We start from the raw sequence: 19333 nt of genomic DNA, 5'->3' as shown, positions 1-19333 counted from the left end.
GTAAATTCAATAGATTAAAAAAATCCGTCATCCCGGACGGCCCCGTTCCGGATTTAATCCGGGATTGATCCGGGGGCGGGCCGGGACCCAGTGCCGCTAAAGCCGCCCTAGCAGCATCTCCAGGGCGGTGCGGACGGTCGCCTCACGCACCGCCGAGCGGTCGCCGGGGAACACTTCTCGCCGGTGCACCGTTTCCCCGCCGTCCATCGCGCAGCCGAAATGCACCAGCCCGACGGGCTTCTCCGCCGAGCCGCCGCCCGGGCCGGCGACGCCGGTGACTGCCACCGTCAGTCCCGCGCGCGACCGCTCCAGAGCCCCCTCGGCCATGGCCCGCGCCACCTCCTCGGACACCGCGCCGACCGACGCGATCGTTTCGGCCGGAACCCCCAGCATCTCGGTCTTCGCTTCGTTGGAATAGGTCACGAACCCGCGCTCGACCACGGCGGAGGAGCCCGCGATCTCGGTCAGGCACCCGGCGATCAGGCCGCCGGTGCAGGACTCGGCCGTGGCGATCATCACGCCGCGGGCCTTGGCCCGGTCGAGGACCTGGGTCGCGAGGTCGAGAAGCGGGGTGGGGAGCATGAAATCCTCCGGGGCAAAACTCAGGGCGTGGTCCACAGCCAGGCGGCGGCGATCCAGACCACCAGAGCGGCATAGGCGCCGGCCACCAGGTCGTCCAGGATCACACCGAAGGCCGTATGCATGTCCCGGTCGATCCGGTTGGCCGGAAACGGCTTGGTGATGTCGGCCACCCGGAAGGCCACGAAGGCGATCGCCCACCACAGCGGATGCGGCGGACACAGCGCCAGGGCAAGCCACTGGCCGGCCACTTCGTCTATCACGACGGCACCTGGATCGTGCATGCCGGTGCGCCTCATGTAGACACCGGTCGCCCAGGTGCCCACCACCGTCGCCAGGACGGCCGCGATCAGCAGCGCCGGGGTTCCGCCGGCTTGGGCGATCGGCCAGGCCAGCACCGCCGCCAGCAGGGAGCCCCAGGTGCCCGGCGCCTTCGGCAGGTAGCCGGTGCCCAGCCCCGTGGCGATCAGCACCGCCGGGGAGGCGAGGGACGGTCGCACCGGGGCGGGCGGGACGGTCACAACGCGTCCGGCGCCGGCAGGGCGATGGTGGCGGCGGCCTGGGCGGCGATGCCCTCGCCGCGACCGGGGAAGCCGAGCCGTTCGGTCGTGGTCGCCTTCACCGACACCCGGGCCACCGGCACGCCGCAGATCTCGGCGATGCGGGCGCGCATGGACTCGCGGTGCGGTCCCACCTTGGGGCGCTCGCAGATCACGGTGAGGTCGAGATGGCGGATCTGGCCGCCGGCTTCCCGCACCCGGCGGCAGGCATCGGCCAGGAACATGTGGGAGGCGGCGCCCTTCCATTGCGGATCGCTCGGCGGGAAATGGGCACCGATGTCGCCGTCGCCAAGCGCGCCAAGCAGGGCGTCGGTGATGGCGTGCAGCCCCACATCGGCGTCGGAATGGCCGAGCAGCGCCTTATCGTGCGGGATCACGATGCCGCCGAGCGCCACGCCGTCGACCCCGCCTTGTGTCTTGTCGCCCAGCCGGTGCACGTCGAAACCTGTGCCGACCCGGGTCTCCAACGCGCCGGCCAGCAGCCGCTCGGCCAGCGCGAAATCCTCGGCCGTGGTGATCTTCATGGCGTCCTCCGATCCGGTCACCAGCGTCACCGCGTGTCCGGCCCATTCCATCAGGGCGGCGTCGTCGGTGACGGCCACGCCCTCCGAAGCCGCCCTTCGGTGGGCCTCCAGCACCGGGGCGAACCGCATCCCCTGGGGCGTCTGCGCCCGCCAGAGCCCGTCGCGACTGACGGTTCCGGCCGCCAGCCCGTCCTGGCCGCGCCTCAGGGTGTCCGTCACCGGGAGGACGGGCAGGGAGGCGGGGCCGGTCTCCAGGGCGTCCAGCACCCGATCGATCACGGCCACCGGCACCAGCGGGCGGGCGGCGTCGTGGATCAGCACGTGATCAGGCGCACCAGTTGCGGTTTCTGCGGCCAGGCTCTCCAACCCGTTCAGCACCGAGGCCTGGCGCTCCGCCCCGCCGATCACCGGCGCGCCCAGTTCCAGTCCGGCCACCGCCGCCTCGTATTGGGAAACATGCTCCTCGGCGATCATCACCCGCACCGCATCGATCCGGGGATGGCGCAAAAAGGCCAGGATCGCCCGGCGCAGCACGGGAACGCCCGCGAGCGTCCGGTACTGTTTCGGCACGCCGCCGCCGGCGCGCTCGCCTTTCCCGGCGGCGACGATCAGGGCGGTGACGGTCATGGGCGGAAGATCCGGGAAGTCATTACGAATAATCGGGTCTATGGTGGCCGCTGGAGTGGGGGCGGATCTTAGTGTAGGCAACGGCCCATGTCTCTGCTGGGCAACTCAGTGCTGGTCAATCTGTCGGCGGTGGTCTCCATCCTGCCGATGGCGCTGCTCGCCTCGCGGCCGCTTCCGTCCCGCGACCGGCGGTTCTGGATCGCCGTGGCGGTCGCCGCCCTGGGCGTGGTCGGCTGGACCCTGGTGCGGTTCGGCAATGATTGGGATGGCGGCTTGGGGGCGGCCCTGTGGGTCTCGGCCGCCGCGACGGTCGGCCTGTTCGCCGCGATTTCCGCCCTGTCGCCGACCATGGCCCGGCTGGCCGGGCTGCTCGGCCCGTACCTGCTGATCATGGTGGCGCTTGCCAGCCTGCTGGACCGGCCCAGGGCCGGCGGGGTCAGCGGCATGCCCGAAGGCTGGGTGATCCTGCACATCGCCGTCTCCCTGGCGACCTATGCGCTGGCGACCCTGGCCGCCGTCGCCGGCCTCGGCGTGTTCCTCAAGGAACGGGCGCTCAAGGCGAAGCAGGCCGGAGGGCTGAGTGCCGGGCTGCCCTCGGTCGCCGATGCCGAGGCGCTGCTGTTCCGGCTGCTGACGACGGCGGAGGTTGTGCTCGGCGTCGGAATCCTATCAGGAATCGCTCTGAACGTGACGTCGGGCCATAGCTGGCTGACCGGGGATCATAAATCCATCCTGTCGCTCGGCGCCTTCGCCGTGGTAGGGGGGGTCCTCTTCGCCCATGCCCGTCTCGGTCTTCGGGGACGGCGGGCGGTGCGGGGTGTCCTGGCGGTCTATCTGCTGCTTACCCTTGCGTATCCGGGCGTGAAGGCGGTCCACGCGCTGCTCGGCACGTGATCTGTTTCCGGCTCTGCAGGGGCGCTGCCCCTGGCCCGGCGCGATAGACCCTTTGCGATACATAGATTCCCGGCTATCTTGCCCAAACATTGGTCACTATCGGCGGATGCCTATTTAATGTGCATTCAGATCGGAACTCACACCCTGTCGGCCCCGGTGATCGTCGCACCGATGTCCGGGGTGACCGACCGACCCTTCCGACGCCTGGCCCGGCGGCTCGGCGCGCCCTTGGTCGTCACCGAGATGATCGCCAGCCACGCGGTGCTGCGCGACGTGCTGGAGGAGACCCGCAAGGCGGAGATCGATTCCGAGGACACGCCCGCCGTGGTGCAGATCGCCGGCTGGGAGCCGGAGGTGATGGCCGAGGCGGCCCGGATGATGGCCGACCGGGGTGCCGATGCCATCGACATCAATATGGGCTGCCCGGCCAAGAAGGTCGTCAACAAATACGCCGGCTCCGCGCTGATGCGCGACGAGGTGCTGGCCGGCCGGATCATGGAGGCGGTTGTCGGCGCCGTCGACCTGCCGGTGACGCTGAAGATGCGCCTGGGCTGGGACGCCGAGAACCGCAACGCGCCTGAACTGGCCCGCATCGCCAAGGCCTCGGGCATCCGGCTGATCACGGTCCACGGACGCACCCGCTGCCAGATGTACACTGGCACCGCCGACTGGTCGGGCATCCGCGAGGTCGTGGATACGGTATCGCTGCCGGTGGTCGCCAATGGCGATATCGTCGATATCGACACGGCAAGAGCCTGCCTGGCGGAGTCCGGCGCCGATGGCGTGATGATCGGCCGCGGCTGCTACGGCCGGCCCTGGCTGCCGGCGCAGGTGGCCGCCGCCTTGTCGGGCGAGACGCCGCGCGCCGATCCGGATGCCGAGGAGCGCCGGGCCATTCTGGCCGAGCATCTGGACGCGATGCTGAGCCATTACGGCGTGCAGTCGGGCATCCGCAACGCGCGCAAGCATATCGGCTGGTACACCGAGGGGCTGGCCGGTTCCGCCGGGTTCCGCCAACGGGTCAACAATACGACGGAGCCGGCGGTCGTTTTCGCCGAAATCGACCGGTTCTTCGCCGAGTTCGGCGCACAGGACATCACGGGTGGGCAGAACGCGGGGAGGATCGCCGCATGACGGCAGTGGCGACGTTGGAGCCGGGCAAGCTCCCGTCCTACATGGACGGCAACACGGTCCTGAACGCCCTGCCATGGGCGGTGATCGTGCTGGATGGCGACAATTGCGTCCTGTCCCTCAACATCGCCGCCGAGAACCTGCTGGCTTCCAGCGTGGCGGCGGCGGCCGGGCGAAACTTGACCGACTGGGTACCCCAGGACAGCCCGCTGCTCGGCATGATCGCCCAGTCCCGCACCTCGATGTCCGGCCTCAGCGACTACGATCTTGAGATTGAGTCCCCGCGCATCGGCCAGATCGTGGTGAACGTTCAGATCGCGCCGATCCCGGAAGTGCCCGGGGCGGTGGCGGTGAACCTGCAGGAACGCACCATCGCGTCCAAGATGCACCGCCAGCTCTCCTATCGCGGGGCGGCCCGCTCGGTCAGCGCCATGGCGTCCATGCTGGCCCATGAGGTGAAGAACCCGCTCTCCGGCATCCGCGGGGCCGCCCAGCTCCTGGAGCAGTCGGTCCATGGCGACGAGCAGGTACTGACCCGGCTGATCTGCGACGAGACCGACCGGATCTGCGCCCTGGTCGACCGCATGGAGGTGTTCAGCGACGAACGCCCGATCGAGCGCACGGCTGTCAACATCCACGAGGTGCTGGAACGCTGCCGCCGGGTGGCCCAGAACGGCTTCGGCAAGAAGGTGACGTTCATCGAGCGCTACGACCCGTCGCTGCCGGCCGTTCTCGGCAATCACGACCTGCTGGTCCAGGTCTTCCTCAACCTGATCAAGAACGCCAGCGAGGCGGTGCCGGAGGAGGGGGGCGAGATCACGCTCACCACCAGCTACCGCCACGGCATGAGGGTCGCCGTCGCCGGCTCCCGCGAGCGGGTGCACCTGCCGCTGCAGGTCACCGTGCAGGACAATGGCCCCGGCATTCCCGAGGAGCTGCAGGCCAACCTGTTCGAACCCTTCGTGACGACCAAGACCAACGGCTCCGGCCTGGGCCTCGCCTTCGTCGCCAAGGCGGTGGCCGACCATGGCGGGGTGATCGAGGTGGATTCGGTGCCGCGCCGGACCATCCTGCGGCTGACCCTGCCGATCGTCGACGCACCGAAGCCGCGCCGGGTGCGCCGCCGGCGCGACCAGGCGCCGGCGACCGGGTCCGAGAACGGTGGGAGCACCAGCCTATGAGCCAGCAGGCGGCGTCCATCCTGATTGCCGACGACGATCGCGCGATCCGGACCGTCCTCGGCCATGCCCTGACCCGGCTCGGCCATTCCGTCCGCAGCACCGGCACGGCCGCCGGCCTGTGGCGCTGGATAGAGGATGGAGAGGGCGACCTGGTGATCACCGACGTGGTGATGCCGGACGACAACGGCCTCGACCTGCTGCCGCGCATCCGCAAGATCCGGCCGGACCTGCGGGTGATCGTGATGAGCGCCCAGAACACCCTGCTCACCGCCGTCAAGGCGAGCGAGCGCGGCGCCTTCGAATACCTGCCCAAGCCCTTCGACCTGAATGAACTGGTGGCGACGGTCGGCAAGGCGCTGGCGGCCCCGGCCCCGGGGGTGAAGGAAGGCGAGGGCGCCGTCCGCGAGGTCGCCGAGCGCAGCGACGACACCCTGCCGCTGATCGGCCGCTCGCCGGCGATGCAGGAGATCTACCGGGTTCTGGCCCGGCTGATGGGCACCGACCTGACGGTGATGATCACCGGCGAGAGCGGCACCGGAAAGGAACTGGTCGCCCGTGCCCTGCACGATTACGGCAAGCGGGCGGAGGGCCCCTTCGTCGCCATCAACATGGCCGCCATCCCGCGCGAGCTGATCGAGTCGGAGCTGTTCGGTCACGAGAAGGGCGCCTTCACCGGGGCCACCGTGCGCGCCACCGGCCGGTTCGAGCAGGCCCAGGGCGGCACCCTGTTCCTGGACGAGATCGGCGACATGCCGCTGGAGGCCCAGACCCGGCTGCTGCGCGTCCTGCAGGAGGGCGAATACACCACCGTCGGCGGCCGCACCGCGATTCAGGCCAATGTGCGCATCGTCGCGGCCACCCACCGCGACCTGCGCCAGCTCATCCGCCAGGGGCTGTTCCGCGAGGACCTGTTCTACCGCCTGAACGTGGTGCCGATCCGCCTGCCGGCCCTGCGCGAACGGCGCGAGGACGTGCCCGACCTGGCCCGCCACTTCCTGGCCCAGATGCCGGCGGAGGGCCTGCCGAGCAAACACCTCGATGCCGGCGCGATCACCCGGCTTCAGGCCTATTCCTGGCCCGGCAACGTGCGCGAGCTGGAGAATCTCTGCCGTCGGCTGGCCGCCCTCTATGTGGAGGAGACGATCGGTGCGGAGGCAATCGAGGCGGAGCTGTCCGAGCCGCCGCTGATGGACGGCGACGGGGTCGCCCCGGCGGTCGATGACGAGAACCTGTCCAGTGCCGTCGAACGGCACCTGTCGGCCTATTTCAACGCCCACAAGGACGAGCTTCCCGCCTCGGGCCTGCACGAGCGGGTGCTGCGCGAGGTGGAGCGGCCGCTGATCTCGCTGAGCCTGAAGGCGACCCGGGGCAATCAGATTCGCGCGGCCGAACTGCTCGGCCTGAACCGCAACACCCTGCGAAAGAAGATCCGGGAGTTGGACATTCCGGTGATCCGGAGCGTACGATCCGAGCCCTGACCGCTGCCGGCCCGTGCCGGCCCGCGGCGATCGGTGGGACCACCGCGACGGCACAATGACCGACACATCCCCGTTTACCGAGGCCCCGTTCTCCGAGGGACAGCCGGAGCCGCCGCGCCTGACCCTGTGGCTCGCGTTCCGGCGCTGGGCGCGGCGCGTCGCGCTGGAGCGCAAGCTCGCGGTCCTGTTCAGCCTGCTCGCGATCCTGTCCGGGGCGGCAACGGCGATCGTCATCACCCGCTCGGGTCCGGAGGGACCGGCCCCCGATCTGGTCCTGATCTGCGTCTACCTGAACATCGCCTTCCTGCTGGGCCTCGGCGCGCTTGTGGTGCGCCAGCTCATCCGCATCTGGATCGAGCGGCGGCGCGGGCTCGCCGGTGCCCGGCTGCATTTGCGTCTGGCGCTGCTCTTCGCGCTGATCGCGGTCACGCCGACCCTGATCGTCTCGGTCTTCTCGGCCGTCTTCTTCGATCTCGGGGTGCGCGGCTGGTTCAGCGAGCGGGTGTCCACGGCGGTCACCCAGTCGGCGGCGGTGGCCGATGCCTATCTGGAGGAGCACCGCCAGACCATCCGCGGCGACGTGCTCGCCATGGCCAACGACCTGAACCGGGAGGCACCGTTCCTGCTGTCCGACAGCCGGCGTTTCGAGCAGGTGATCACTGCCCAGGCCGCGGTCCGTAACCTGACCGAGGCGGTGGTGTTCGACGGCTCCGGCCGGGTCTATGCCCGAACCGGCCTGTCCTTCGCCTTCGACTTCGAGCCGGTGCCGGAGAGCGCGCTGGAACGGGCGCGGCGTGGCGAGGTGGTGATCATCACCTCCGAGGACGACGACCGCATGCGCGCCCTGGTCGCCCTCAACCAGATCGTCGACACCTTCCTGTTCGTCGGCCGCTTCGTCGATCCGGCCCTGCTGGCCCGGGTGGAGGACACCCAGCAGGCGGTGTCCCAGTACGAGGCGCTGGAGGGGCGTCGCCAGGACTTCCAGCTCACCTTCGCCATCGTCTTCGCCCTGGTGGCGCTGCTGATCCTGCTGGCGGCCATCTGGGTCGGACTGCTGCTGGCCGACCGTCTGGTGCGCCCGGTCAGCTCGCTGATCGACGGGGCGGAGCGGGTGCGCCACGGCGACCTGTCGGTGCGGGTGCCGCTCGGCGTCGGGCTGGACGAGATCGCCAGCCTGACCCGGGCCTTCAACCGCATGACGGCGCAGCTCGAGTCCCAGCACGAGGAGTTGGTGGACGCCAACACCCAGCTCGACGAGCGCCGCCGCTTCACCGAGGCGGTGCTGGGCGGGGTGTCCTCCGGCGTGGTCGGGCTGGACGATGACGGCCGCATCAACCTGCCGAACCGGGCGGCGAGCCGGCTGCTCGGCATCGACCTGGAGGAGAAGCTCGGCAGCACCTTCGCCGAGACCCTGCCGGAGTTCGACCCGCTGATGGCGGAAGTGGCGCAGCGGCCGTGGCGCGAGGCGACGGACCAGATCGCCATGACCCTGGACAACGGCGAGCACCGGACCTTCCACGCCCGGCTGACCGCGGAGATTTCCGACGGGGTGATCTCCGGCTACGTGCTGACCTTCGACGACGTGACCGAGCTGCTGTCGGCCCAGCGCAAGGCGGCCTGGGCCGATGTGGCTCGGCGCATCGCCCACGAGATCAAGAATCCACTGACCCCGATCCAGCTCTCGGCCGAACGGCTGCGGCGCAAATACCTGAAGGAAATCGAGTCCGATCCCGACACTTTCGCCCGGATGATCGACACCATCGTGCGCCAGGTCGGCGATATCGGCCGAATGGTCGACGAGTTCTCTTCCTTCGCCCGGATGCCAACCCCGGTCATGCGCGAAGAGGACCTGCGCGAGCTGGTGACGGCGGCGGTCGACCTGCAGCGCGGCGCCAGACCGGGCGTCACGCTGACGGTGGAGGCCGGCGAGCGCCCGGTCACGCTGCGCTGCGATTCGCGCCAGATCCGCCAGGCGCTGACAAATCTTCTGCAGAATGCGCTGGATGCCATCGAGGGCCGCCAGCAGGCGGAGGGCGACGGTGCCGCACCCGGCTCGATCCTGGTCACAATCGAGCCACGAGGGGATGCGATTGTGACAACTGTCGCAGATAATGGCCGCGGTTTGCCTGACACTGAGCGGGATCGGCTGACCGAGCCGTATGTCACCACGCGCGAGAAAGGGACCGGCCTTGGGCTGGCCATCGTGAAGAAAATCATGGAAGATCACGGCGGTTCGATAGAACTCCGGGACCGTCCGGAAGGCGGCGCAGCGGTTAGTCTGGTATTCTCAACCCCGCCCACGGTCCTGAACGAAACCAACCCGGCTCTGGCATACCATGGCCAATGATATCCTGATCGTCGACGACGAAGCCGATATCCGGATGCTGATCGGCGATATCCTCGAGGACGAGGGTTACGAATCCCGGCAGGCGGCGAATTCGACAGAGGCGCTCGACGTCATCCGCCGGCGCATGCCGTCGCTGGTGATCCTGGACATCTGGCTGCAGAACAGCGAGCTCGACGGGCTCGGCATCCTCAGCGCCATCCAGCGTGACCATCCCGGCCTGCCGGTGATCATGATCAGCGGCCACGGCACCATCGAGACCGCCGTCACCGCCATCAAGAAGGGCGCCTACGACTTCATCGAGAAGCCGTTCAAGGCGGACCGGCTGCTGTTCATGGTGCAGCGGGCGATCGAGGCGGCCCGGTTGCGGCGCGAGAACGACGACCTGAAGAAGCGCACCGGCACCGGCAGCGACCTGGTCGGCATCTCCGCCGGCATCAACACCGTGCGGGCCTCGGTGGAGAAGGTGGCGCCGACTGGCAGCCGCGTGCTGATCACCGGCCCGGCCGGTGTGGGCAAGGAGATCGTCGCCCGGCGCATCCACGAGCGCTCGCGCCGCGCCACCGGCCCCTTCGTGGTGCTGAACTGCGCCACCCTGACCCCCGACCGCCTGGAGACCGAACTGTTCGGCACCGAGCCGGGCGGGGCGGAGCCGCGCACCATCGGCACCCTGGAACTGGCCCATAAGGGCACGCTGCTGCTGGACGAGGTGGCGGACATGCCGCTGGAGACCCAGGGCAAGATCCTGCGGGTGCTCCAGGAGCAGTCGTTCCGCCGGGTCGGCGGCGACACCGAGGTCGAGGTGGACGTGCGGGTCATCGCCGCCACCAACCGCGACCTGCAGCAGGAGATGAGCGCTGGGCGGTTCCGCGAGGACCTGTTCTATCGCCTGAACGTGGTGCCGATCCGGGTCCCGCCGCTGCGCGAGCGGCGCGAGGACGTGCCGATGCTCGCCCGGCATTTCGTCACCCTCTCGGCCGAGGCCAGTGGCATGATCGCCCGGCCCCTGGGCGAGGATGCGGTGGCCGCCCTGCAGGCCTATGAGTGGCCCGGCAACGTGCGCCAGCTACGTAACGTGGTCGATTGGATGCTGATCATGGCCGGCGGCGGTGCGCGCGAGCCGATCCGCGCCGACCAGCTCCCGCCGGAGATCGGCTCCGCCACGCCGGCGGCGCTGCGCTGGGAGAAGGGCAGCGAGATCATGGGTCTCAGCCTGCGCGACGCGCGCGAGACCTTCGAGCGCGAATACCTGCTCGCCCAGGTGAACCGCTTCGGCGGCAACATCTCGCGCACCGCGTCCTTCGTCGGCATGGAGCGCTCGGCGCTGCACCGGAAGCTCAAGTCCCTCGGTCTTCAGCAGGCGGAAAAGCCGGTCCGTCAGGCCGGCTGACGCCCCCATGAAAGTCATCGCCCGATGAAAGTCGTCATCTGCGGCGCCGGCCAGGTCGGCACCAGCATCGCCCGCCATCTGGCCGGCGAGAACAACGACGTCACCGTGATCGACCAGTCGCCCGAGCTGATCCAGAAGCTGAGCGATACCCTGGACGTGCGTGCCATCGCCGGCTTCGCCTCCTATCCCAGCGTGCTGGAGCAGGCGGGCCTGCGCGACGCCGACATGCTGATCGCGGTGACCTACAGCGACGAGGTCAACATGGTCGCCTGCCAGGTCGGCCATTCGATCTTCAACGTGCCGACCAAGATCGCCCGGGTGCGCAACCAGGACTACCTGCTGCCGATCTGGGCCGATCTGTTCTCGCGCGAGCACATGCCGATCGACGTGATCATCTCGCCGGAGCGCGAGGTCGCCCGCGCCATCGGCCGCCGCCTGCAGGTGCCGGGCGCGCTCGACGTGGTGCCCATGGCCGACGGCAAGGTCCGGGTGGTCGGCGTGCGCTGCGAGGAGACCACGCCGATCATCCACACCCCGCTGCGCCAGCTCACCTCGCTGTTCACCGACCTGGCCGTGGTGATCGTCGGCATCCTGCGCGAGGGCAGGGCGATCGTGCCGAAGGCGGAAGACCAGATGCTGCCCGGGGACGAGGTGTACTTCGTCTGCGACAGTCACCACCTGTCCCGGGCGCTCGCCAGCTTCGGCCATGAGGAGCCGGAGGCTCGCAGCGTCATCATCGCCGGCGGCGGCAATATCGGCCTGACCCTCGCCGAGGAGATCGAGCGCGAGCATCACGGCGTGAACGCCAAGGTGATCGAGTTCAACCGGGCCCGCGCCCGCTCTGTCGCCCAGTCGCTCCAGCGCACCATGGTGCTCAACGGCGACGTGCTCGACCCGGAGATCCTGGACGAGGCGAACATCTCCCAGACAGAGACCTTCGTCGCGGTGTCCAACGACGACGAGGTCAACATCCTGAGCGCCCTGCTGGCGAAGCGGTCGGGCTGCAAGCGCACGGTGTCGCTGATCAACGCCTCCACCTACGCGCCGCTGATCACCCAGCTCGGCATCGATGCCGTGGTGAACCCGCGGGCCATCACCGTCTCCACCATCCTGCAGCATGTCCGCCGCGGCCGGATCCGCAGCGTCTATTCACTGCGCGAGGATTTCGGCGAGGTGATCGAGGCCGAGGCGCTGGAGACGTCGGTGCTGGTCGGCCACCCGCTGAAGGACGCCAAGCTGCCCAACGGGGTGATCGTCGGTGCCATCGTGCGCGGCGAGGAGGTCATCGTGCCGCGCGCCGATACCGTGGTTCAGGCCCGCGACCGGGTGGTCGTCTTCGCCACCTATGAAGCGGTGAAGAAAGTCGAGAAACTGTTCGCCGTCCGCCTCGATTTCTTCTAGATATCCCTTACTTCCTTCCTGTCTCCCATTCCCGCCCAGCCGGAGGTCCCATGTCCCGGATCGCCTATGTGAACGGCCGTTTCCTTCCCCATTCCCATGCCGAGGTCCATGTGGAGGACCGCGGCTATCAGTTTGCCGACGGGGTCTACGAGGTGGTGCTCGTGCAGAATGGCGTGATGGTGGACGAGATCCCGCACCTCGAGCGCCTTGACCGGTCTCTGGACGAGCTGCGCATCGCCCATCCCATGAGCCGCGGCGCGCTGCGCTCGGTGATGCGCGAGCTGGTCCGCCTGAACCGGATCCGCAACGGACTGGTCTACATGCAGGTGACCCGCGGCGTGGCCAAGCGAGACCACCCGTTCCCGAAGAACGCCAAGCCGAGCATCGTGCTCACCGCCAAGCGGATCGCCATGCCGAGCCAGGAGACGGTGGAGAACGGGGTCAAGGTCATCACGATCCGCGATATCCGGTGGGAACGCTGCGATATCAAGTCCGTATCGCTTCTTCCTAATATTCTGGGCAAGCAACAGGCCCGGGAGAACGGCGCCTTCGAGGCCTGGCAGGTGGACGCGGAGGGCAACGTCACCGAGGGCACGTCGAGCAATGCCTGGATCGTCACCCAGGACGGCGAGCTGATCACCCGGCCGGCGACCAACGACATCCTGAACGGCATCACCCGGCTCTCGATCCTGAAGCTGGCCAAGCGCCAGGGCCTGAAATACGTCGAGCGGCCGTTCTCCGTGGAGGAGGCGAAGAAGGCGCGCGAGGCCTTCGCGTCTTCGGCGACCGCCTTCGTGACGCCGGTCACCCAGATCGACGACGTGGTGATCGGCAACGGCAAGGCCGGCACCCTGTCGCGCGGCCTGCGGGACAGCTACATGGAATACGCCGCCGGGGAAGGGGCCACCGCGTGACGCAGCGGCTGCCGCGTCCCGACGCGGTTCTGTTCGACTGGGACTCCACCCTGGTGGACAACTGGGGTGGCATCACCCGGGCGCTGTCGATCACCTTCACCGAGTACGGCCTCGATCCCTGGGACGAGGCGCAGGTCCGGGCCAACGCCAAGCGCTCCATGCGCGACAGCTTTCCCACCCTGTTCGGCGAGCGCTGGGAGGATGCGTCGAAGAAGTTCTACGAGAGCTTCGCGTCGGTGCATCTGGAGACTCTGCGGCCGCTGCCCGGTGCGGCCGAGCTGCTGGACGCGCTCGCCGCCGAGGGCATTCCCATGGGCGTTGTCAGCAACAAATCCGGCACCTATCTGCGGCTCGAGACCGCCCATCTGGGTTGGGACCGGTATTTCCACCGGATCCTCGGCTCCCAGGACGCGCCGAAGGACAAGCCGGCCGCGGATCCGATCCACATGGCGCTGGAGGGAACCGGCGTGGCGGCGGGCCCGAGCGTGTGGTTCGTGGGCGACAGCGTGGTCGATCTCGCTGCCGCACACGCCGCCCGATGCGTGCCGGTTCTCATCCATCCCGACGATCCGCCTCCCGAGGATTTCAGCGATTGTCCACCCGCGGCACATCTTTTTGACTGTTATGGGCTTCTTGGCGAGCTACGCGGTTGAGTCGCAACGATTTCGCGGTATATCTTGGGGACTGATCTCGCATCTGCGAAAGAGGGGGTGCCACCACCCGCGCGGGCGAGCCGATTGAGGAGCGAAGGAAAAAACCATGGCCGCAGAAAAGAGCCAGAGCGTCCAAGATGTCTTTCTCAACAAGATCCGCAAAGACAAGACGCCCGTCACCGTGTTCCTCGTGAACGGGGTGAAACTCCAGGGTATCGTCACGTGGTTCGACAATTTCTGTCTGCTGCTGCGACGCGACGCCCATTCCCAGCTCGTCTACAAGCACGCGGTGTCGACCATCATGCCGCAGCACCCGGTCAGCCTGTTCGAGCCCGGCGAGGACAGCGACAGCTGACACCCATGCCCCGTTTCGGGGGTTGGGTAGAGTTCTCATGTCTTCCCGGACTTGATCCGGGACCGAGCCGTCCACATGTTGGAACGCTGGAGAGGACTCACCTGCGTTCCGGCAAGCTGCCTGTCTCGGTCCCGGCCAAAGGCCGGGGCGACGGTTTTCATAAGGTGGGTCCCGTACAAGGAGCCGCGCTTGGGTAAGACCCGCGCCATTGTGCTGCATCCGCGCCTGCCGTCGAAGGACGAGGACACCCCCGGCGTCCGCGACCCCGAGGCGCGGCTGGAGGAAGCCGTCGGCCTGACCGCGGCAATCGACCTGGAGACCGTCCACAGCGAGGTGCTGACTGTGAACCGGCCGCGCCCGAGCACCCTGTTCGGCGGCGGCCAGATAGAGCGGTTCCAGGCGTTGGCCGAGGCGATGGAGGTTGAGGTCGTCGTCATCGACCACGCCCTGACGCCGGTGCAGCAACGCAACCTGGAGAAGGGGCTGAACGTCAAGGTCATCGACCGCACCCAAATCATCCTGGAGATCTTCGGCGCCCGCGCGCGCACCCATGAAGGCCGCCTGCAGGTCGAACTCGCGTCGCTGACCTTCCAGCGCTCCCGTCTGGTACGGTCCTGGACCCACCTGGAGCGGCAGCGCGGCGGTGCCGGCTTCCTCGGCGGACCCGGCGAGCGCCAGCTCGAACTCGATCGCCGGCTGATCGGCGAACGCATCACCCGCATCAAGCGCGAGTTGGAGGAGGTGAAGCGGACCCGAGAGCTGCACCGCGAGGCGCGCCGCCGCGTCCCGTTCCCGATTGTGGCCCTGGTCGGCTACACCAACGCTGGCAAGTCGACCCTGTTCAACAAGCTGTCCGGCGCCTCGGTGATGGCCCAGGACCTGCTGTTCGCGACCCTGGACCCGACCATGCGCCGGATCGACCTGCCGGGCGGGCGCACGGTGATCGTCTCTGATACGGTCGGCTTCATCTCCGACCTGCCGACCCATCTTGTCGCCGCCTTCCGCGCCACCCTGGAAGAGGTGACCGAGGCGGACCTCGTGCTGCATGTGCGCGACATCTCCCATCCGGACACCGAGGCGCAGAAGCGCGACGTGCTGGCGGTGCTGGAGGATCTGGGGGTCGACGAGACCACCCGGCCGGGCCGCATGCTGGACGTGCTGAACAAGATCGACCGGCTCCCCGAGGAAAGCCGCATCACCCTGCGCAACGAGGTCGTGCGGTCCAACGGCAGGAGCGTCTGCGTCTCCGCGGTGACCGGGGAGGGCATCCCCGACCTGGTCGATGCCATCGACGCCTTCCTGTCGGCCGACCACCGGGTCGTCACCCTGCATGTGGACTATGCCGACGGCGAGATCACCGCCTGGCTGCACAGCCATGGCGACATCATCGACCGGATCGATGACGACACCGGCTCGACCATCACCGTCGGGCTCGATCCGAGCACCCTCGCACGGGCTGAAAAGCGCTTCGGAGAGCGGTTTCAGCGCGTCGATTGAGGCCGGGCGGTTGACAGAAATAGGTTAAAGCTCCATACCCCTGGCACTCATTCACGGCGAGTGCTAATGCCCGCCGTTTTCATTAGCCGAGCCATGGAGGAACCCCATGAAATTCCGTCCGCTGCATGACCGCGTCGTCGTCGAGCCGCTGGTGAGCGACACCAAGACCGCCGGCGGGATCATCATCCCCGACACGGCGAAGGAAAAGCCGATGCAGGGCAAGGTACTGGCCGTCGGTGCCGGCGCCCGCGACGAGTCTGGCAAGGTCGTGAAGCTCGACGTGAAGAAGGGCGACACCGTGCTGTACGGCAAGTGGTCCGGCACCGAGGTGAAGATCGACGGCAAGGATGTGTTGATCATGAAGGAGTCGGACATCATGGGTGTCGTCGGCTGAACCGCCGCGTCCCTCCAGACCGACCCTGCCGCCAACCGGCAAACGAACTACGGAGATAAAGAATGGCTGCCAAGGACGTGAAATTCGACGTCGACGCCCGCGACCGCCTGCTCAAGGGCGTGGACACGCTGGCGAACGCCGTCAAGGTGACCCTGGGTCCGAAGGGCCGCAACGTGGTGCTCGACAAGTCGTTCGGTGCCCCGCGCATCACCAAGGACGGCGTCACCGTCGCCAAGGACATCGAGCTGAAGGACAAATTCGAGAACATGGGCGCGCAGATGCTGCGCGAAGTGGCCTCGAAGACCTCCGACCTGGCCGGTGACGGCACCACCACCGCCACCGTGCTGGCCCAGGCCATCGTCCGCGAGGGCGTGCGCGCCGTCGCCGCCGGCCTGAACCCGATGGACCTGAAGCGCGGCATCGACATGGCCGTCACCGCGGTCATCAAGGACGTCGAGAGCAATTCCAAGAAGATCAAGTCGTCCAGCGAAGTCGCCCAGGTCGGCACGATCTCCGCGAACGGCGATGCCGATGTCGGCCAGCTCCTCGCCCAGGCGATGGACAAGGTCGGCCAGGAAGGCGTGATCACCGTCGAGGAAGCCAAGTCCCTGCACACCGAGCTCGACGTCGTCGAGGGCATGCAGTTCGACCGCGGCTATCTCTCGCCGTATTTCGTGACCAATGCCGACAAGATGATCTGCGAGCTGGAAAACCCGCTGATCCTCATCCACGAGAAGAAGCTGTCCAGCCTGCAGCCGATGCTGCCGCTGCTGGAGCAGGTGGCCCGCTCGTCCCGTCCGTTCCTGATCATCGCCGAGGATGTCGAGGGCGAGGCCCTGGCCACCCTGGTGGTGAACAAGCTGCGCGGCGGCTTGAAGGTCGCGGCAGTCAAGGCTCCGGGCTTCGGCGATCGCCGCAAGGCCATGCTCGAGGACATCGCCGTCCTGACCGGCGGCACCGTGGTGTCCGACGATGTCGGCATCAACCTGGAGACGGTCGACATCAAGATGCTCGGCACCGCCAAGAGCGTCACCCTGACCAAGGACGAGACCACGGTCGTCGACGGTGCGGGCAAGAAGAAGGACATCCAGGCCCGCGTCACCCAGATCAAGGCGCAGGTCGAGGAGACCACCTCCGACTACGACCGCGAGAAGCTGCAGGAGCGTCTTGCGAAGCTGGTCGGCGGCGTGGCGGTTCTGCGCGTCGGCGGTGCGACCGAGATCGAGGTGAAGGAGCGCAAGGATCGCGTCGACGACGCGATGCACGCGACCCGCGCCGCGGTTCAGGAGGGCATCGTCGCCGGCGGCGGCACGGCACTGCTGTACGGCACCCGCGCCCTCGACAAGCTGAAGCCGGGCAATGACGACCAGCGCATGGGCATCGACATCGTGCGCCGCGCCCTGCAGGCCCCGTGCCGGCAGATCGCGACCAACGCCGGGGCCGACGGCTCCGTTGTGGTCGGCAAGCTGCTCGAGCAAAAGTCGGTGACCTTCGGCTACAACGCCGCCACCGACAAGTACGAGGACCTGATCAAGGCCGGCGTCATCGACCCGACCAAGGTCGTGCGCACCGCACTGCAGGATGCGGCCTCCATCGCCGGCCTGCTCATCACCACTGAGGCCATGGTCGCCGAGAAGCCGGAGCCGGCGGGCGCGGGTGGCGGCATGCCGGACATGGGTGACATGGGCGGTATGGGCGGCATGGGTGGCATGGGCTTCTGAGCCAGCCGCACTCGTGTTAGGGAAGGGCCGGGCCGCGTGTCCGGCCCTTTCTCGTTCCTACGGAGCAAATCTCTGATGACGACCGTCGACCTCGACCGGCTGGCCGCCACCCTGACCGAGGTGGCCGAGGCGGAGATCCTGCCGCGCTGGCGCAATCTGGACGAGGCCGACATCCGCGAGAAGACCGGGCCGACCGACCTGGTGACCGTCGCCGACGAGGCGGCCGAGCGCCGGTTGGTCGAGTTGCTGCCCGACCTCTATCCCGGCTCCATCGTGATCGGCGAGGAGTCGGTGGAGCGCGACCGCTCGCTGCTGGGCCGGATCGACGGCGACGCGCCGGTCTGGATCGTCGACCCGGTGGACGGCACCAACAACTTCGCCGAAGGCAAGGACCGGTTCTGCGTCATGGTGGCGCTGACCCATCGCGGCGAGACCATCGCCTCCGCGATCCACCAGCCGGTCGAGCGGCGCACCGCCGTGGCGGCGCTGGGTGAGGGCGCCTGGATGCTGGGAGAGGGCGGCCGCCAACGGCTGCAGGTCGCGCCTGCCGCCGGGATAGACGCCATGGAAGGTTCCTTCAACTTCCGCTTCTTCCCCGAGGAGGTCCGCCCGGCCATCCGCGAACGCGCCAACGAGGTGCTCGGCGACCGCCACTACCGCCGGGGTTGCGCGGGCTACGACTACATCCAGCTCGCCACCGGCCGCTGGCACTATGCGGTCTACTGGAAGAAGATGCCCTGGGACCACGCCCCGGGCCTGCTGATCCATGGCGAGGCGGGCGGGTATTCGGCCTGCGTCGACGGCACGCCCTACCGGCCGGCCGAGTTGGGCGGCGGCATCATCGCCGCGGCGGACGAGGCCGGCTGGCGGGCGCTGCGCGACGATGTGGTGGGATCGGTTCCGACCGCGGTCTGAGCGGCCGGCCCTTCGACACGCCCCGGCCTCTAGCCGGGGCTGCTCAGAGCTCGGTCTTCAAGTTTCAAAAAGACACCGTCATCCCGGCGAGCCCCGGACCTGATCCGGGGATCGGCCGGGACCGAGCCAAGGCGCCAAAACCGGGTCCCGGCCCGTCCCCGGATCAGGTCCGGGGCCGTCCGGGATGACGGAATGGTTTTGTCACATGTGACCTCGCCCTGAGCAGCCCTCGCATCTGCGGGGGCGTGTCGAAGGGTCGACGGGCAGCCCATACGCTATCGGCTCACTCCTTCGGCGGCGGCGGGTTCTTGTGGCGGTCGCTCCAGGCGCGGGCGCGCTCGGCGAAGGTCTGGCGCTGCTCCGGGGTCATGCTGGTCACAACGTCCGTGATCGCCGCGTGCACCGCCGTCTCCATCCGGTCCATCGCCGCCCGCATCCGTCCCAGCGCCGCCTCGTAGTCCTCTCGGACGAAGGGTTCGGCCGAGAGCGTGTCGGTCACCGCGCTCCGGGCGGCGTCGGCCTCCCGGCGCAGCGGATCGATCACCGCCTCATGCCGGGTCCAGACGTCGCGCACCGTGTCCATGCCCTCTTCGCCGACCATCCGGCGCAGCCAGCGCGGGCCCGGTCCGTCCGGCGGCGGCGGGCGGTCGAAACGCTCCTCGCGGTCCCAGCCGTGATCGACCCAGCGGCCGATGGCGAGACCGCCGATGAACAGGTTCACGCCCAGGGAGGCGAGGAGGAGAAGGGTCAGCCAACGGGTGCGTGTCATGTCGGA

At 68.4% G+C, this 19333-nt stretch carries 18 protein-coding genes; 14 read left to right on the top strand and 4 right to left on the bottom strand.

Features of this window, described 5'->3' with window-relative positions; all coding sequences use genetic code 11:
* Positions 1 to 96: 96 nt before the first annotated feature.
* From ACOQOP_RS06835 to ACOQOP_RS06825, 3 genes are read right to left on the bottom strand one after another with little or no spacing between them, the layout of a single operon-like run.
* On the bottom strand, positions 97 to 582 hold the full coding sequence (locus ACOQOP_RS06835; protein WP_420565574.1) for a CinA family protein: 486 nt from the start codon (positions 580 to 582) through the stop codon (positions 97 to 99).
* A 20-nt stretch (positions 583 to 602) separates the two neighbouring features.
* Positions 603 to 1100 carry a phosphatidylglycerophosphatase A gene (locus tag ACOQOP_RS06830; RefSeq protein WP_420565573.1) on the bottom strand — a complete coding sequence of 166 codons (498 nt, stop codon included), beginning with the start codon at positions 1098 to 1100 and terminating at the stop codon, positions 603 to 605.
* Positions 1097 to 2290 carry a bifunctional 2-C-methyl-D-erythritol 4-phosphate cytidylyltransferase/2-C-methyl-D-erythritol 2,4-cyclodiphosphate synthase gene (locus tag ACOQOP_RS06825; RefSeq protein WP_420565572.1) on the bottom strand — a complete coding sequence of 398 codons (1194 nt, stop codon included), beginning with the start codon at positions 2288 to 2290 and terminating at the stop codon, positions 1097 to 1099. Before ACOQOP_RS06825 ends, ACOQOP_RS06830 begins: the two co-directional genes overlap by 4 nt.
* An 87-nt stretch (positions 2291 to 2377) precedes the next feature.
* Here ACOQOP_RS06825 and ccsA point away from each other — a divergent pair, with 87 nt between their 5' ends.
* From ccsA to ACOQOP_RS06755, 14 genes are all read left to right on the top strand, one after another.
* Positions 2378 to 3184, top strand: a complete 807-nt coding sequence (ccsA, locus tag ACOQOP_RS06820) for a cytochrome c biogenesis protein CcsA (protein ID WP_420565571.1) — start codon at positions 2378 to 2380, stop codon at positions 3182 to 3184.
* Between the two features lie 117 nt (positions 3185 to 3301).
* The gene (dusB, locus tag ACOQOP_RS06815) at positions 3302 to 4318 is read left to right on the top strand and encodes a tRNA dihydrouridine synthase DusB (RefSeq protein WP_420565570.1); all 1017 of its coding nucleotides are present in this window, start codon (positions 3302 to 3304) and stop codon (positions 4316 to 4318) included.
* On the top strand, positions 4315 to 5496 hold the full coding sequence (locus ACOQOP_RS06810; protein ID WP_420565569.1) for a two-component system sensor histidine kinase NtrB: 1182 nt from the start codon (positions 4315 to 4317) through the stop codon (positions 5494 to 5496). The genes dusB and ACOQOP_RS06810 overlap by 4 nt, the downstream gene beginning before the upstream one ends.
* Positions 5493 to 6974 (top strand): nitrogen regulation protein NR(I), encoded by a 1482-nt coding sequence (gene ntrC / locus ACOQOP_RS06805; RefSeq protein WP_420565568.1) that lies wholly within the window; start codon positions 5493 to 5495, stop codon positions 6972 to 6974. Before ACOQOP_RS06810 ends, ntrC begins: the two co-directional genes overlap by 4 nt.
* Positions 6975 to 7029: 55 nt before the next feature.
* Positions 7030 to 9321, top strand: a complete 2292-nt coding sequence (locus tag ACOQOP_RS06800; RefSeq protein ID WP_420565567.1) for an ATP-binding protein — start codon at positions 7030 to 7032, stop codon at positions 9319 to 9321.
* Positions 9311 to 10708, top strand: a complete 1398-nt coding sequence (locus ACOQOP_RS06795; RefSeq protein ID WP_420565566.1) for a sigma-54-dependent transcriptional regulator — start codon at positions 9311 to 9313, stop codon at positions 10706 to 10708. Before ACOQOP_RS06800 ends, ACOQOP_RS06795 begins: the two co-directional genes overlap by 11 nt.
* 24 nt (positions 10709 to 10732) lie before the next feature.
* Positions 10733 to 12109: a Trk system potassium transporter TrkA gene (gene trkA / locus ACOQOP_RS06790; RefSeq protein ID WP_420565565.1), complete on the top strand. Its 1377-nt coding sequence runs from the start codon at positions 10733 to 10735 to the stop codon at positions 12107 to 12109.
* Positions 12110 to 12159: 50 nt separating this feature from the next.
* Entirely contained in the window at positions 12160 to 13023 is an 864-nt protein-coding gene (gene dat, locus ACOQOP_RS06785) for a D-amino-acid transaminase (protein ID WP_420565564.1), read from the top strand.
* The gene (locus tag ACOQOP_RS06780; RefSeq protein ID WP_420565563.1) at positions 13020 to 13676 is read left to right on the top strand and encodes an HAD family hydrolase; all 657 of its coding nucleotides are present in this window, start codon (positions 13020 to 13022) and stop codon (positions 13674 to 13676) included. Before dat ends, ACOQOP_RS06780 begins: the two co-directional genes overlap by 4 nt.
* Positions 13677 to 13782: 106 nt before the next feature.
* A complete protein-coding gene (hfq, locus tag ACOQOP_RS06775; RefSeq protein WP_322331169.1) occupies positions 13783 to 14031 on the top strand; it encodes an RNA chaperone Hfq in 249 nt (82 codons plus the stop codon).
* A 189-nt stretch (positions 14032 to 14220) separates the two neighbouring features.
* Complete coding sequence (gene hflX, locus ACOQOP_RS06770; RefSeq protein WP_420565562.1) at positions 14221 to 15528, top strand: GTPase HflX; 1308 nt, start codon at positions 14221 to 14223, stop codon at positions 15526 to 15528.
* A gap of 106 nt (positions 15529 to 15634) precedes the next feature.
* A complete protein-coding gene (locus ACOQOP_RS06765) occupies positions 15635 to 15922 on the top strand; it encodes a co-chaperone GroES (RefSeq protein ID WP_420565561.1) in 288 nt (95 codons plus the stop codon).
* 62 nt (positions 15923 to 15984) lie between these two features.
* Positions 15985 to 17643, top strand: a complete 1659-nt coding sequence (gene groL / locus ACOQOP_RS06760; protein ID WP_420565560.1) for a chaperonin GroEL — start codon at positions 15985 to 15987, stop codon at positions 17641 to 17643.
* Positions 17644 to 17718: 75 nt separating this feature from the next.
* On the top strand, positions 17719 to 18558 hold the full coding sequence (locus tag ACOQOP_RS06755) for an inositol monophosphatase family protein (protein WP_420565559.1): 840 nt from the start codon (positions 17719 to 17721) through the stop codon (positions 18556 to 18558).
* A 283-nt stretch (positions 18559 to 18841) separates the two neighbouring features.
* Here ACOQOP_RS06755 and ACOQOP_RS06750 read toward each other — a convergent pair whose 3' ends face one another.
* Positions 18842 to 19327, bottom strand: coding sequence for a periplasmic heavy metal sensor (locus ACOQOP_RS06750; protein ID WP_420565558.1), 486 nt, complete (start codon positions 19325 to 19327; stop codon positions 18842 to 18844).
* Positions 19328 to 19333: the final 6 nt, after the last annotated feature.

Origin of the sequence: Thalassobaculum sp. (assembly GCF_965223715.1) — a bacterium.
In the GTDB taxonomy this organism is placed as follows: Bacteria; Pseudomonadota; Alphaproteobacteria; order Thalassobaculales; family Thalassobaculaceae; genus Thalassobaculum.
Note: the sequence above shows the minus strand (reverse complement) of the source record. Positions and strands in the feature narration are given on the sequence as shown.